Source organism: Chryseobacterium sp. AG363, assembly GCF_003610675.1.
Taxonomy (GTDB): Bacteria; Bacteroidota; Bacteroidia; order Flavobacteriales; family Weeksellaceae; genus Chryseobacterium; species Chryseobacterium cucumeris.
Genome location: NZ_RAQF01000003.1, coordinates 399,564 through 414,360 on the forward strand (window position 1 = coordinate 399,564; position 14,797 = coordinate 414,360).

Sequence of the window (14,797 nt, forward strand, 5' to 3'; positions counted from 1 at the left end):
CTTAGTTATTGATTTTGAATAAATTAGAGGTTCCTCTTGCGATCAATCGTGTTTTGTCTGCGTTCCATATCTCGCATTGTGCATTTACGAATTGTTTACCTCTTTTAATGATTTTAGTTTCGGCTACAATATTATCATTTTCTTTTGCAGTTGAAAAATAATCGATGACATTATTTATCGTGGTAATGAAAGAATTTTCATTTAAAGAAAACATAGTAGCGCCAATGATATCGTCTATAATGGCAGCGGTAACTCCACCGTGGAGGTTTCCGATAGGATTCAGCCATTCCGGTCTTATGGTATATTGAAATTCCAGCTGACCTTCTTCTGCAGAAAGAACAACAGGATTGAGCCATTTCATAAAAGGAGAAGGTGACTGGTCAAATTCTTTTCCGATGAATTGTTTTAATTGTGCTAATCTATCCATACGTGCGTTTTTATTTTTCTAAGATCATCGTTACTCCCTGTCCACGTGCTGCGCAAATGGATATAAATCCTTTTCCACTGCCTTTTTCATGGAGAAGTTTTGCCAGTGTTGCGATAATTCTTCCTCCCGTTGCTGCAAAAGGGTGGGCGGCGGCGAGACTTCCTCCTTTTATATTCAGTTTACTTCTGTCTATTTTCCCAAGAGCTTTTTCCAATCCGAATTTTTTGGCCAGCTCATCATTTTCCCAGATTTTTATTGTGGCTAAAACCTGTGCTGCAAATGCTTCGTGAATTTCATAATAATCAAAATCAGATAAATTCATGCCTGCTTTTTTAAGCATTCTCTCTGCTGCAAAAACAGGGGCAAGAAGTAAATCTTGCTTATTTTCTACATATTCTATTCCTGCGAGTTCAGAAAAGCTGATATAGGCTAAGACAGGAAGGTTATTGGCTATCGCCCATTCTTCACTGGCCAGCAAAACTGCAGAAGCACCATCTGTAAATGGAGTTGAATTTCCTGCCGTTAAGGTTCCTTTTTGCTTATCAAAAGCAGGTTTCAGTTGTGAGAGCTTTTCAATACTGCTATCGCGTCTTAAGTTATTATCTTTCTCTAAACCAAAAGCAGGAGTAATCATATCATCAAAAAATCCTTCATCATAAGCTTTTGCCATATTCTGGTGGCTTTTTAAGGCCAGTTCATCCTGTTCTTCTCTGGAAATCTTGTAATATTTGGCGGTAATTTCTGTGTGTTCACCCATGACAAGACCTGTTTTGGGTTCCTGCCCTTTATAGGGAATTGGCATCCAGTCTTTCAGCTTCGGGTTTAGCAGTTGTTTTATTTTTCCAAATGCTGATTTTTCTTTATTCGCTTGTAAAAGAGCTTTTCTTAATCTTGGTGAAGATTCGAATGGAATGTTACTCATCGCTTCCACTCCGCAGGCAATGCCACAATCTATCTGCCCCAGGGCAATTTTATTTCCGATATAAATAGCAGCTTCAATTCCTGTATCACATGCCTGTTGTAGATCACATGCAGGTGTTGCAGGGTCAAGAGTGGTATTCATCACTGTTTCTCTGATGAGGTTGCTCTCAGAAATATGTTTAATGACTGCGCCACCCGCAACTTCTCCTAGTCGTTTTCCTTTTAAATGATAACGGTCTATTAATCCGTTGAGAGAAGCAAGCAGAAGATCCTGATTGCCCTGCTCTGAATAAGCGGTATTCATTCTGGCAAAGGGAATTCTGTTGTATCCTACAATAGCCACTTTTTTTGTTTCCATATGGTATTATTTATGATGGAAGAATATTGAGTTCATGATCAATCATATGACTGACTTTATCTAAAGCGTGGTTGAGAAAACTTTGGTCACCCATTGTTTTTGAAAGTAGAATTCCACCTTCAATAAGCATGATGAATAAGGACGCATATTGCTCAGCATTCACTTTTTTATTAATTTCCCCTTTACTTTGTCCTTCAGCAATGGCATTTGATATTTTTGTCATCCATTGTTCAAAAGACCTTTTCACCTGTGCTTTTAAGGCAGGAAAAGAATCGTCAGCTTCGGTTGCAGCATTCATTAACGGACAGCCGCCGTTGGCAAAGACAAACTTCCAGTTTTTCCGGTAAAAATCTACAAAAGCATGCAGTTTATCCAATGAAGTTGGATACTCATTACCAAAAGAGCGGCTAAGTGTTTTGCCCAGTAATCCCGCATTGTATTTATAAACCTCAATGGCTACTTCATCCTTGTTTTCAAAATTTCCATAGATGCTGCCTTTCGTCAGTCCGGTTGCCTGAGTAATGTCAGACAGCGATGTGGAAATATAACCCTTGGTATTAAAAAGGTTTGCTGTTTTCTCGATAATATGCTGTTTCGTTTTTTCTGCCTTCGACATTATAAATGTTTAAATATGATGCAAATATACAAAAATATACCACTCGGTATATTTTATTTAAAAAAGTTTAATCAGGTAATATTCTAACTTTTAAGTTTTGGCTGAGGCTAATGGATTCTTTTTAAATTAAAAAACGGACTAAAAGCCCGTTTCTATTGATATTGAATGATTACTTAAATTAGTTTTCCAACGTAGCATTCAATGTGATTTCAAAGTTGAATGCTGCACTTACAGGGCATCCTTCTTCAGCAATCTTAGCAAATTTCTGGAATTCTTCTTCTGAGATTCCCGGAACTTTAGCAGTAAGAGTCAGTTCAGATTTTGTAATCTTACCAATATTGGGATCAAGGGTAATTACAGAAGTCGTCTTTAATTCTTCAGGATTATAGCCTGCCTGAGATAATTCTGCATCCAGTTTCATGGTGAAACATCCTGCGTGGGCTGCTGCCAGCAATTCTTCAGGGTTGGTACCTACACCATCCGCAAAACGGCTGTTGAAAGAATATTGAGTCTGGTTTAAAGTTGTACTCTGAGTTGTTAAATGTCCTTTTCCTTCTTTAATGGTACCGTTCCAAACGGCTGTTGCGTTACGTCTCATAATGTTTGTTTTTGTATTTAGTAATGTTGTTTGATTTTGATGTTACAAAGGTATATCTATGGCGGGGAGTATTCAATAGATAAAATGACTTAACTATTGTACTTTTTTCCCGTGATGTAGTTTTTTTTAAAATTTACCGGTGTGCTTCCCGTTTTATTCGTGAAAAGGCGGTTGAAATAGGCGGGATCTTCATAACCCAGATCATAAGCAATTTCTTTGACAGGTTTATCCGTATAAAAAAGTAACCTTTTTGCTTCTAATAAAATTCTGTTAATAATAAACTGGTTGGGAGACTCCAGCTTTAAGTTTTTAAATTTATGAGTTAAAGTTTTCGGAGCGATGTGAAGAAGCTCTGCATAATCAGCAACATTATGTTTTTCTCTGAAATGAATTTCCAGATGTCTGCTGAAATCTCTGAAAATATCAAGCTCACTGCCTGGTATTTTGAGCGTATCATTATCCAGATTTTGTTTCTTCCACTTGCGGGTAGCCCTAATGATGATCTGTTTTACATAGGTTCTAATCATTTCCTCTGCCGAAGAATCCTTCCATTCAAGTTCATCCTGAATATTTTGAAACAAACTTTTTATAAGAGAAGTTTCTGAATCATCAAGTTCTACAAAAGGAATTTCAAATACATTATGAAAGAGAAGGCCGTCACAAGCCACTTCCTTATCATGGATCTGAATACAGTAAAAATCCCGGTTGTAGAAAAGAAGAATAGATTCATCTCTGCCTTTTTGGATACTCAAATGTTGGTTGGTGAGGAAGAAAAGTGAAGGTTTCTTTGTTTTATAATGATTAAAATCTACTGTAAGTTCATATCCTGAAGGAATAAAAAATACTTTAATATCTGAAGAGAACCGACTTCCGTTGAAATTCTCCAGATTTTCTTCTGAAAATACTTCCAGTCCGAGTCTTTTATAGTGATCTTCAAAAATAAGCTGTTGCGGCATCCTTTAACTTTAGTTTAAAGATAAAAAAAAAGCATGATTTGAACTGTATTAAATTACTTAACCTATGATTTCTTATGTTGGATATAAAAAATTGAAATAAAATAAATTCAAAATATGTTTTTACATTGATATTATTTTATCATTTTTACAAAGATTTGTATTGTAACCTAAAAGTATTAACCTTTTTTCATAACTGCCTGTATGAGCGAATTAGAAAATATTCTGAGAGAAATAACTCCACTATCTCCTGAGGATAGTTTTCTCGTGTTTGACAGGATTAAAGCCTCATTTGACTTTCCATATCACTATCATCCGGAAATTGAAATCAACTTTATTTATAAAGGGAAAGGCTACCGAAGAATGATCGGAGACCATACCGGAGAGATCGGAAATATAGAGTTGGTGCTGGTAGGACCCAATTTACCACACTGTTGGGCAAATTACAGATGTAAGAACAGAAAAACCCACGAAATCACCATACAATTTAATCAGGATTTCTTTCAACAGTCACTGATGGAGAAAAATATCCTGAAACCTATCAATAATCTGATGAAAGACTCCATCAGAGGAATTCTTTTTTCTACAGAAACGGCTGAGAAACTAAAAGATTCGTTTCTCAATCTTTCCAAGATGAACAGCTTTGAATCTTTTATAGAAATTATGAAAATTCTGAATGAACTTGCCGTTGCAGATAATAAAACACTTTTATCCTCATATAGTATTGAGCTTGAGTCTTTTGCAGATAATGATAAAATGAAGATTGTTCATGATTTTGTTCATAAAAATTTTGAGAACAAAATAACGCTGGATAATGTAGCATCATTGGTGAATATGAGCAATGTGACGTTTAACAGATTTATCAAAAAAAGAACAGGGAAAACTTTTGTTAATTATCTTAATGAAATTAGAATAAGTTATGCTGCGCGCTGGTTGATGGAAAAAAATCTTACTGTTTTTGAAATTGCCTTTGAGGCAGGTTTTAATAATATTGCGAACTTCAATAAGGTATTTAAATCCATCAAAAAGACAACTCCAACCGAATTTAAAGAACAATTTAAAGGAGTTAAAAAGATTGAATAATATGTATTAAAAATGTACAGCTTTCTGTTTTATATCTTATCTGACATCCTGTAATTCCGTCCAGAAATCTACTTTTATTTTGTCCAAATATCAGAATAAATCCCCTTTTTTTAATTGTTCGGGAAGTGTTGTATTTTGTTGATATTTAAAGTGTTAATGGCTTTTAATTTTGATTGCTGAAAAAATAATATCGTTTTATGATAAAATAGTATTATATCAGACTGGCAACAAAATTTAGATTTGTGAATGTGAATTAAATCTTAACAAAACTTTAAATTATTTAATACTTAAACGGCAAAATTTTGTTGAAAAAACAATAATTTTTTTTGTATTAAAAAATAAAGTAATGTCACTGATTCTCAATTAAATCTAACGAATCTATACCTTATGAGAAAAGCAGTTATACCCGTTCTGTTCGTTTTTTCACTTACTGCGAATGCACAGGAGAAAAAAACAGCCGACACTACGAAGACAACCAGTATTGAGGAGGTCGTGGTCACCTCTTTGGGGATAAAAAGGCAGGCCCGCTCTTTGACGTATTCCAGTCAACAGATTGGCGGGGATGAGCTTACAGAAGTGAAAACTCCCAATCTATTAAATTCGATCAACGGAAAAGTTTCCAATGTGCAGATCAACAGAACCAATGGTGTAGGTAGCTCCGTAAGGGTGGTCATGAGAGGAGATAAGTCTGTCAACAGTGCACAGCCACTGTATGTGATTGATGGTATTCCTATTATCAACGGAACAGGAAAATCAGCAGATATCGGACAGTATTCCAATATGCCGGATCCGGGGGATGTATTGAGCTCCATCAATCCTGATGATATTGAAAGCATCAACTTCCTGAAAGGAGCTTCTGCTTCTGCATTGTACGGTTCTGCCGGAGGTAACGGAGCTATCCTGATTACGACTAAAAAAGGACGTGCAGGGAAAAGTTCAATTACTTACAGCTCCAGCCTTACAGTGGACAGGGCTTATAGTCTTCCAAAACTACAGCACAGTTATCTGTCTTATGACCCTTCTGTATCGGGATCACAGCCGGGACAGTCGGTAGAAAGCTGGGGCGCAAAAGGATCTTCTAAAGATTATCTTAAAGACTTCCTTCAGACAGGAACAACTTGGGTAAATAGCCTTTCTTTTCAGTCAGGAAATGAGAGATCAACAAGTTATTTCTCAATCGGAAATACCACCAACAAAGGAGTGGTTCCCATGTCTTATTTTGATCAGTATAACGTTTCTTTCAGAAATTCAAGTAAGTTTCTGGATGATAAGTTAACATTAGATGCCAACTTCATCGGTTCATTACAGGAAAGTAAGAACAGACAGACTCCCGGAGCATCTTTTTCTCCTTTGACGAGTTTGTACTGGTTGCCAAGAGGTGTAGATTTTGATCAGTATGGTCCAGATAATTACACTTACTTAAATAAAGAAAGATTTTTACCTGCTCAAAACTGGTGGGAGGTTAATCCCGATGGAAGTTTTAAAGGAAACCCTCCAACACAGAACCCTTATTGGATTTTAAACCGTAATCCAGTTACTGTAAGCAATAAAAATACCTATGGAGCGCTTTCATTATCTTACCAGATCAATCCCTGGTTAACGGCAAGAGTAAGAGGAAATTATAGCTGGAATATTTCAGACAGTCAGCGTGATATTGCTGCTTTTTCAGCACCTACTTTACTGGCTGTTAAGGAAGGAATTAATGGAAGAATTCTTAAGAATACCTATGAAAACTCTTCAACATATGGGGACGTGTTGCTTATCGGTAGTCCTAAAATTAGTGAGTCTTTCTCTTTAGATTTTACGTTAGGAGGAAGTATCAATACAACAAGAAATAAAATAGGACAAATTGATAACGCATATCTGACAAACCCTAACCTTTTCACTGTGAGTAATCTTGAATGGGGTAAAAAAAGATCCCCTGGTGATGGATATCATAATATCTATACCAATATGAAGAAGCAGGTACAATCTGTATTTGCAAGTGCTACAGTAGGGTATAAAAATATGTTTTATGTGGATATGACTTTTAGAAATGACTGGGATTCCAGTCTGGCCTTAACAGGGAGAACGGGATTTGACTATGAATCTGTAGGAGCTAATGCTGTATTATCTTCTGTTTTCAAACTTCCGGAAGTCATTAGTTTCTGGAAAGTAAGAGGATCTTATGCAACGGTAGGATTAGGGTTGCCTACCAATATTTCCAATGCTATGATTGAATATAATAAAGGATATACTGTTGGCGTAGATGCGGGAACACTTGTGTTTCCAAAGAGTTCATTCATTACTGATCCTAAGTATAAAGACCTGTTTCCGAAACCTGAATTTAATAAAACTTTTGAAGTTGGAACAGAGCTAAGGATGTTTAGTAATAAATTAAGTTTTGATATTACTTACTACAACTCCAATACGAGTAATCAATTGTTAGAAACAAAAATAGATTCTTATTTCGGAGGAATAGCTCCTGGATCATATTATATCAACGCAGGAAAAATCCGAAATACAGGTTTTGAATCTTCATTGTCATATAAGGTCTTCAGTTCAGAAAAATTTGGGTGGACAACTACATTAAATGCATCGGCTAACAAAAATACTATTGTTGAATTATTTCCACCAAGCTTACCTATATCAGAAAACCAACTTTTCTCATTAACAGGTGGAGGGGAATACACCAAACTGAAATTAGGAGGATCTTTTGGTGATCTTTACGGAATTAAGTTCAAAAGAGATGATCAGGGACGTATTTTAGTGAATGAAAAAGGAATCCCATTAGCAGAAGGTACTCCTTCTTATCTGGGTAATCCGAACCCTAAGTTTATTATGGGATTCAATAACTCCTTTAACATTGGTAAGCTGGGAATCTCTTTCCTTATTGATGGTAAATTTGGAGGGAAGGTACTTTCCCTTACAGAAAAAGCAAACGATATCTATGGAGTTAGTCAGTCTACAGCTGATGCAAGAGATGCAGGCGGGGTATCTATTCCAAATGCAGTATATGCACCGGGAACACCAAATGCGGGACAGGCTTACACGGGTTTAACTAATGCGAAAGATTACTATAAAGCAGTAGGAACAACAGAAGGGTTTGGAAAAGGTATTGATGAAGCCTATCTGTACAGTGCTACAACAATACGTTTACGCCAGGCTTCCATTTCATATACTTTCGATATTCAATCTAAATATATGAGAAACGCAACCGTAAGCTTAGTAGGAACCAACTTATTTTTCTTCTACAAAAAAGCACCATTTGATCCTGAGCAGGTATCAGGAAATACACCTGGTGGAGTAGGGGTAGATTCATTCGGATTACCGGTTACCCGATCTATTGGATTATCATTAAAAGCTAACTTTTAACTTTTACAATTAAGAAAATGAAAATCAATCATATTAAAATATTGGCATTCGGAGCTGTACTGTTATTTTCTGCTTCAGGATGTACTAATGACTTTGAACAGTATAATCAGGAAAAAGCAGGAGGTCCTGAAAATTTTTACGCTGATTTCATCGCTGTTGTTGATCCCATGAAATCCATGCAGAGAGGATTACAGTCAGATTATCAGCTGTACCCTAACCTTAGTGCAGATATGTACAGTGGAATGTTCAGTACAGCAACACCATTTAACGGAGGGGTAAATAATCTAACCTATTCAATGATGGATGGATGGAATAACAGAATTATTGCCAGACAACAGGATATTTTCAATTACTCTCTTATTATTGATAATACGGCTAAGGAAATCTATAAAGGAGTAGATTTTACAGGAACATTTGCTGTAAAAAAGATTTTGAAAGTCATTACAGCCGCAAGAGTTTCAGACAGTCATGGCCCTGTAGTTTACAGCAAATATGAAAAACCCAATCCGAATGGAGTAACTGATTTTGATTCTCAACAGGAAGCCTACAACTATTTTATTGCTGATCTTACTGCAGCTATTAACGATTTGCAGAAAGTAATTGCCATGTCAGCAACACAGAATGTAGAAGATAAATCGGCATTGAAAAAAGCAGATTTAGTATATGGCGGAAATATGGCTCAATGGGCAAAATTTGCCAATTCATTAAAGCTGAGGTTAGCCATGAGAATGAGCTACGCTGATCCTGCAAAATCTAAGCAATATGCAGAAGAAGCATTGGCTTCACCTGCAGGATTGATTACTGACAATGTAGATAATGCGTTGATCAGTGTAGGACAGTCAGAATTGAGTTTTATCATCTATTCATGGGGAGATTGTTTAATTGGTGCACCATTGATGGCTTATATGAACGGATACAATGACCCAAGACTTCCTGCCTATGCTATTCCTGCATCTGATCCAAGCTTACAGGGAAAATATATAGGAATACGTCAGGGCATTGATTTATTAAATGGTAAATCAACGTACGGAGGGTTCTCGCAGCCACAGGCAAAATCTGCCAGCGGAGATTATTTTTCCGGTACCGATGGTAAAATGAAATTATTCACCGCTGCAGAAACATGGTTCCTTAGAGCTGAAGCTGCTTTGAGAGGATATGCAGGAGCAGGAGATATTCAAACCAACTATACAACCGGAGTTCAGCAGTCTTTCGGGGAATGGGGGAAAAGTGCTAATGTTGCTGCTTATCTTGCCGATAATACTTCTACTGAAGCACCTTATATTGATCCGAAAAATGCAGACAATAACGTACTTGTTGGAAACCCCCAGTTAAGTACCATTACGATTGCGTGGAATAACGGTGATACCAACGAAAGAAAATTAGAAAGAATTATTACCCAAAAATGGCTATCCCTTTATCCAAACGGACCGGAAGCATGGGCTGAACAGAGAAGAACAGGATATCCGGTTCTTTTCAAGGTAAGAAAGAATGACAGCGGCGGAGCTATCAGTACAGAAGCAATGATCAGGAGAATTCCTTTCACTATTGATACCAAAACATCATTATATAATTACCAGCAAGCTGCTCAAATGCTGAACGGTCCTGATACCGGAGGAACAAAACTTTGGTGGGATAAGAAATAAAAAATATTCAGAATCACTCATTAATAAAGAGACATCTCAAGATCAGATTTTTATTTGATGCATTCATTAAGGCGGGAGAATAGAGTAGAATCTCCAAAAAATTTATAGTTTCGTTTTTTAGCCTGAATGTATTTTTGAGATGTTCTCTTTTATTTAGAATCTTATTTTAAATATGGGAAAAAACAACTCCGGAACCCGTCGGATTCAGCCGATTCTTTGGATTTCAACATTATATTTTGCAATGGGAGTGCCCTTTGTAACCATTAATGCGGTTTCAGGAATCATGTATAAAGATATGGGGGTTTCGGACTCGCAGATTACTTTCTGGACTGCCCTTATCATGTTCTCCTGGACATTAAAACCTCTTTGGAGCCCGTTTCTGGAGATCTATAAAACCAAAAAATTCTTCGTTGTTTTTACTCAGTTTGCGATAGGAATTCTGTTTGCATTAGTGGCCTTAAGCCTGCCAATGCATGATTTTTTCAAATACAGCATTGCCCTTTTTGCGATAGTTGCATTTTGCGGAGCTACCCATGATGTGGTAGCAGACGGAACGTATATTGGGTTTTTGACCAATAAAGAGCAGGCAAAGTATATTGGATGGCAAGGTGCTTTTTACAACCTGGCGAAGATTATCAGCAGTGGAGCACTCGTTTATTTTGCCGGGGTTTTAGAAAAGACAAAAGGCGTAACCCATGCCTGGATGATTATTATGGTGATCTATGCATTACTCTTTTTTGTACTGGCTATTTACCACTATTTCATTCTGCCGAAGGAAAACAAAGAAGAACGGAAAGATGGAAAGACTGCCGGAAATGTTCGTCAGGAACTATTGGAAGTCATAATCTCTTTCTTCACCAAAAAGAAAATTCTATGGTGTATCCTCTTTATAATTCTGTACCGTTTTGCAGAAGGATTTGCGATCAAAATTGCGCCTTTATTTTTTAAAGCTCCAAGAACATTAGGAGGATTAGGATTATCTACTTCCGATATCGGGCTTATTTATGGGACATATGGTTCTGCAGCATTCATCCTGGGGTCCGTATTGGCAGGGTATTTTATCTCAGCCCGCGGATTGAAAAGATCTTTGATATGGCTATGCTGTGCATTCAATATTCCATTTGTGGTCTATGCATTACTGGCTTATTATCAGCCGGCAGATCTTTTACCGGTAGGAATTGCGGTGGTAGTGGAATATTTCGGTTACGGATTTGGTTTTGTGGGACTAATGCTCTACATGATGCAGCAGATTGCACCCGGAAAACACAAAACGGCACATTACGCATTTGCAACAGGGATTATGAATCTTGGCGTAATGATTCCCGGAATGTTCAGTGGAATGATCAGTGACTGGATCGGATACAAAATGTTCTTTATCTGGGTACTGATTGCTACCATTCCTGCATTTTTGGCCACTGTATTCGTTCCTTTCCCTTACCCTGAAAATCAGAAAGAACAACAAATCAATTCATAATAATAAAAAAATAAAAAGTAAAAATACTTTATGACAGCTCAATCAGTAATGATCCCTTGGCAGGATCGCCCGGAAGGTTGTAATGATATCATGTGGAGGTTTTCCGAAAACCCGATCATTAACAGATACGCTATACCAACATCCAACAGTATATTCAATAGTGCCGTAATTCCCTTTGAGGACGGATTTGCCGGAGTGTTCCGTTGCGACAACAAGGCAGTACAGATGAATATTTTTGCTGGTTTCAGTAAAGACGGAATCAATTGGGATATCAATCATGACCCTATTGAAATGCAGGCAGGAAATACGGATATGATTGAATCCGATTACAAATACGATCCACGTGTAACTTTTATTGAAGACCGCTACTGGATCACCTGGTGCAACGGATACAATGGACCTACCATCGGAATTGGGTATACTTTTGATTTTAAAGAATTTTTTCAGTGTGAAAATGCCTTTCTTCCATTCAACAGAAATGGTGTTTTATTCCCTGAGAAAATCAATGGTAAATATGCCATGCTAAGCCGTCCGAGTGATAATGGACATACACCTTTCGGAGATATTTATATCAGCTATAGCCCTGATATGAAATACTGGGGTGAACACCGTTGCGTGATGAAAGTAACGCCTTTCGAAGACAGTGCATGGCAGTGTACTAAAATCGGAGGAGGGCCGGTTCCTATCAAAACAGAAGAAGGATGGCTGCTTTTCTATCATGGCGTGATCAATACCTGCAGAGGATTCAGATATTCAATGGGAGCTGCTTTGCTTGATCTTGAAGATCCTACAAAAGTGTTGTACAGAACGAAGCCTTATTTATTGGCTCCGGCTGAATTGTATGAACTGACAGGAGATGTACCCAATGTGGTTTTCCCTTGTGCAGCATTGACTGAAGGAGACAAAGTAACAGTATATTACGGTGCTGCTGATACCGTAGTTGCGATTGCCTTTGGATATATCTCAGAAATCATTGATTTTATGAAAAAGAATTCAATTTAATACAGTAATATAAAGTTTAGGAAAATAGGTTAATCATCTTAATTTCCCCTTTTACTGGGAATTTTATAATGGTTTTCCTATTTTTAAACCAACTTTTAAACAAAAAAATCTCCGATACCTCTCTTATCATGAAAAAAGAACTGTTAATCTGCTTTTTTACCACCCTGATTTCTGTAGCCAGTGCCCAGCAAAATAAAAACGATGTTTTATCCTGGGTAGATCCTTTCATAGGCACAGGAGGACATGGGCATACTTTTCCTGGGGCAACCACGCCATTTGGAATGATACAGCTGAGTCCGGATCAGAATACGAAAAGCGGCGACTGGGACTGGTGCTCAGGATACCACTACAGCAGCAAAACGATCATGGGATTCAGCCATAACCATTTGAGTGGAACGGGTTGGGCAGACCTTGGAGATATTCTGGTAATGCCTACCGTAGGACAGATTAAAATGGTTCCGGGATCAGAAGATAAACCGGAAACAGGATACCGTTCAAAATTTACGCATGATAAAGAAATAGCGTCTCCGGGATATTATTCCGTAATGCTGGACAGCTATGGGATTAAAGCAGAGCTTACTGCTTCCCCAAGAGTCGGATTTCATAAATATACTTTCCCGAAAAGTAGTGAAGCTAATATCATTATTGATCCTACCAACAAAATCTTCGGAAATATCTACCATACTTTAGTAAGTGTGGAAGGCAATAATAAAATCAAAGGATACTGCTACAGCAATGGCTGGGGAGGTAAACGATTTGCTTACTTCGTGATGGAGTTTTCCAAACCGTTTAAGTCTTACGGTGTTTATGCTGACGGAAAAATCAAAAATGATGAAAAAATTGCCCTTGCCAAAGATGCCAAAGCTTTTGTAAGATTTTCAACCGAAGATCAGGAAAGTATTGAAGTAAAAGTATCATTATCTCCGGTGAGTACAGAAAATGCACAGGAAAATTTTGATACCGAAGCAACAAATGTTGATTTTGCCAAAGCAAAAGAAACCGCTCAAAAGACCTGGAGAGACCTGATAGGAAGATTCCAGGTGACAGGAGGTACAGAGAGCCAGAGAAAAATTTTCTACACGGGAGTTTACCATACCTTCATTGCACCGAATTTATATATGGACGTGAATGGAGACTATGTTGCCGCTCAGGAAAACATGAATACCAAATGGTTTACCAACTACAGTACGTATTCTTACTGGGACGGATTCAGGGCAACACATCCATTATTGACTATTATGGATCAAAAACATACAAAAGAATTTGCCAATTCCCTGATCAGCAGATATACAGATCGTAAAGATCATATGCCGATCTGGGAGCTTTGTGGATATGATAACTTCTGTATGCTGGGCTATCACAGTGCTTCGGTAATCTGGGATGCCATTTCAAAAGGAGTTCCGGGTATTGATGCAGAAAAAGCATTTGCTGCGATGAAAGATGCTTCTTTAACAGATAAAATGAGCAGCAGCGATGGTGGTGGCGGTCTTAATGATTATATCAAATTAGGATATACGCCTTCAGAAAACGGAGCTTCTGTTTCTGCAACATTGGAATATTCATATGACGACTGGTGTATTCAGCAGCTTGCAGAAAAATTAGGTAAAAAAGAAGAATCGGAAGTATATAAAAAACGTTCTATGAACTTCCTGAATACCTTCAATAAAGAAAATAATCACTTCTGGCCAAGACAAAAAGACGGTAAATTCTTAGCGGATTTTACTCTTAACGATTGGAAAAAACTTCAGCCACACTGGGTTTCCGGAAACATCTGGGCGTACGACTTCTTTGTTCCTCATCAGATTGATGAAATGATGAATCTGTACGGAGGGAAAAAAGGATTTGAAGAAAAACTGGATAAAACCTTCACAGAAGCACTTCATATGGAAGGAGAACAACATGTTGATATCTCAGGATTCATCGGATCTTTAGGATTCGGGGATGAACCGGGTCATCATGTTCCATACCTGTATAATTATGCTGGAAGTCCTTACAAGACTCAGAAAATGGTAAAATATATCCGTGACAATATGTATGCCGCTAAACCTGATGGAATCGTTAACAATGAAGACTGCGGCCAGATGTCAGCATGGTATATTTTCTCATCATTAGGATTCTATCCTGTGACACCTGGGAAACCTGTATATGCCATCGGAGCACCACAATTCCCGAAAGCGTCATTAAAATTAGAAAATGGAAAAACTTTTACCGTGATTGCTGACAAGATATCCGATAAGAATATCTATGTACAGAAAATGTTCCTGAACGGAAAAGAATACAAAAGCTGGGAGCTGAACCATAGCGATATTATGAACGGTGGTGAACTGAGATTCGTTATGGGAAGTAAGCCTGTAAAATAAAGACTAAT

At 37.5% G+C, this 14,797-nt stretch carries 11 protein-coding genes; 6 read left to right on the forward strand and 5 right to left on the reverse strand.

All coding sequences use genetic code 11. The annotated features are described in order from the left end of the window. Position 1: 1 nt before the first annotated feature. From DEU39_RS14755 to DEU39_RS14775, 5 genes are all read right to left on the reverse strand, one after another. On the reverse strand, positions 2 to 427 hold the full coding sequence (locus DEU39_RS14755) for a PaaI family thioesterase (protein ID WP_062673236.1): 426 nt from the start codon (positions 425 to 427) through the stop codon (positions 2 to 4). Positions 428 to 437: 10 nt separating this feature from the next. Continuing rightward, positions 438 to 1,706 (reverse strand): acetyl-CoA C-acetyltransferase, encoded by a 1,269-nt coding sequence (locus DEU39_RS14760; RefSeq protein WP_120232469.1) that lies wholly within the window; start codon positions 1,704 to 1,706, stop codon positions 438 to 440. 10 nt (positions 1,707 to 1,716) lie between these two features. Beyond that, positions 1,717 to 2,322, reverse strand: coding sequence for a TetR/AcrR family transcriptional regulator (locus DEU39_RS14765; RefSeq protein ID WP_120232470.1), 606 nt, complete (start codon positions 2,320 to 2,322; stop codon positions 1,717 to 1,719). Positions 2,323 to 2,500: 178 nt separating this feature from the next. After that, entirely contained in the window at positions 2,501 to 2,920 is a 420-nt protein-coding gene (locus tag DEU39_RS14770) for an OsmC family protein (RefSeq protein ID WP_002982623.1), read from the reverse strand. Positions 2,921 to 3,009: 89 nt separating this feature from the next. Further along, positions 3,010 to 3,876, reverse strand: coding sequence for a helix-turn-helix domain-containing protein (locus tag DEU39_RS14775; protein WP_120232471.1), 867 nt, complete (start codon positions 3,874 to 3,876; stop codon positions 3,010 to 3,012). Between the two features lie 201 nt (positions 3,877 to 4,077). On the opposite strand from DEU39_RS14775, the gene DEU39_RS14780 reads away from it, so the two are divergent. The 6 genes from DEU39_RS14780 (at position 4,078) to DEU39_RS14805 (ending at position 14,789) form a co-directional block, all read left to right on the forward strand. Then, a complete protein-coding gene (locus DEU39_RS14780; protein WP_062673244.1) occupies positions 4,078 to 4,956 on the forward strand; it encodes an AraC family transcriptional regulator in 879 nt (292 codons plus the stop codon). Positions 4,957 to 5,343: 387 nt separating this feature from the next. Next, positions 5,344 to 8,310, forward strand: coding sequence for a SusC/RagA family TonB-linked outer membrane protein (locus tag DEU39_RS14785; RefSeq protein WP_120232472.1), 2,967 nt, complete (start codon positions 5,344 to 5,346; stop codon positions 8,308 to 8,310). Between the two features lie 17 nt (positions 8,311 to 8,327). After that, positions 8,328 to 9,953, forward strand: a complete 1,626-nt coding sequence (locus DEU39_RS14790; RefSeq protein WP_120232473.1) for a SusD/RagB family nutrient-binding outer membrane lipoprotein — start codon at positions 8,328 to 8,330, stop codon at positions 9,951 to 9,953. Positions 9,954 to 10,125: 172 nt separating this feature from the next. Further along, positions 10,126 to 11,427: an MFS transporter gene (locus DEU39_RS14795; RefSeq protein WP_120232474.1), complete on the forward strand. Its 1,302-nt coding sequence runs from the start codon at positions 10,126 to 10,128 to the stop codon at positions 11,425 to 11,427. Between the two features lie 30 nt (positions 11,428 to 11,457). Further along, a complete protein-coding gene (locus DEU39_RS14800) occupies positions 11,458 to 12,429 on the forward strand; it encodes a glycoside hydrolase family 130 protein (protein WP_047376309.1) in 972 nt (323 codons plus the stop codon). Between the two features lie 128 nt (positions 12,430 to 12,557). Next, positions 12,558 to 14,789, forward strand: coding sequence for a GH92 family glycosyl hydrolase (locus DEU39_RS14805; RefSeq protein WP_120232650.1), 2,232 nt, complete (start codon positions 12,558 to 12,560; stop codon positions 14,787 to 14,789). The last annotated feature ends 8 nt before the right edge of the window (positions 14,790 to 14,797 follow it).

Bases quoted from the DNA above. Each gene is read 5' to 3' on its own strand.
- DEU39_RS14800 (WP_047376309.1), top strand. From the start codon at position 11,458: ATGACAGCTCAATCAGTAATGATCCCTTGGCAGGATCGCCCGGAAGGT.
- DEU39_RS14765 (WP_120232470.1), bottom strand. From the start codon at position 2,322: ATGTCGAAGGCAGAAAAAACGAAACAGCATATTATCGAGAAAACAGCA.
- DEU39_RS14760 (WP_120232469.1), bottom strand. From the start codon at position 1,706: ATGGAAACAAAAAAAGTGGCTATTGTAGGATACAACAGAATTCCCTTT.
- DEU39_RS14790 (WP_120232473.1), top strand. From the start codon at position 8,328: ATGAAAATCAATCATATTAAAATATTGGCATTCGGAGCTGTACTGTTA.
- DEU39_RS14805 (WP_120232650.1), top strand. From the start codon at position 12,558: ATGAAAAAAGAACTGTTAATCTGCTTTTTTACCACCCTGATTTCTGTA.
- DEU39_RS14755 (WP_062673236.1), bottom strand. From the start codon at position 427: ATGGATAGATTAGCACAATTAAAACAATTCATCGGAAAAGAATTTGAC.
- DEU39_RS14770 (WP_002982623.1), bottom strand. From the start codon at position 2,920: ATGAGACGTAACGCAACAGCCGTTTGGAACGGTACCATTAAAGAAGGA.
- DEU39_RS14795 (WP_120232474.1), top strand. From the start codon at position 10,126: ATGGGAAAAAACAACTCCGGAACCCGTCGGATTCAGCCGATTCTTTGG.
- DEU39_RS14775 (WP_120232471.1), bottom strand. From the start codon at position 3,876: ATGCCGCAACAGCTTATTTTTGAAGATCACTATAAAAGACTCGGACTG.
- DEU39_RS14780 (WP_062673244.1), top strand. From the start codon at position 4,078: ATGAGCGAATTAGAAAATATTCTGAGAGAAATAACTCCACTATCTCCT.
- DEU39_RS14785 (WP_120232472.1), top strand. From the start codon at position 5,344: ATGAGAAAAGCAGTTATACCCGTTCTGTTCGTTTTTTCACTTACTGCG.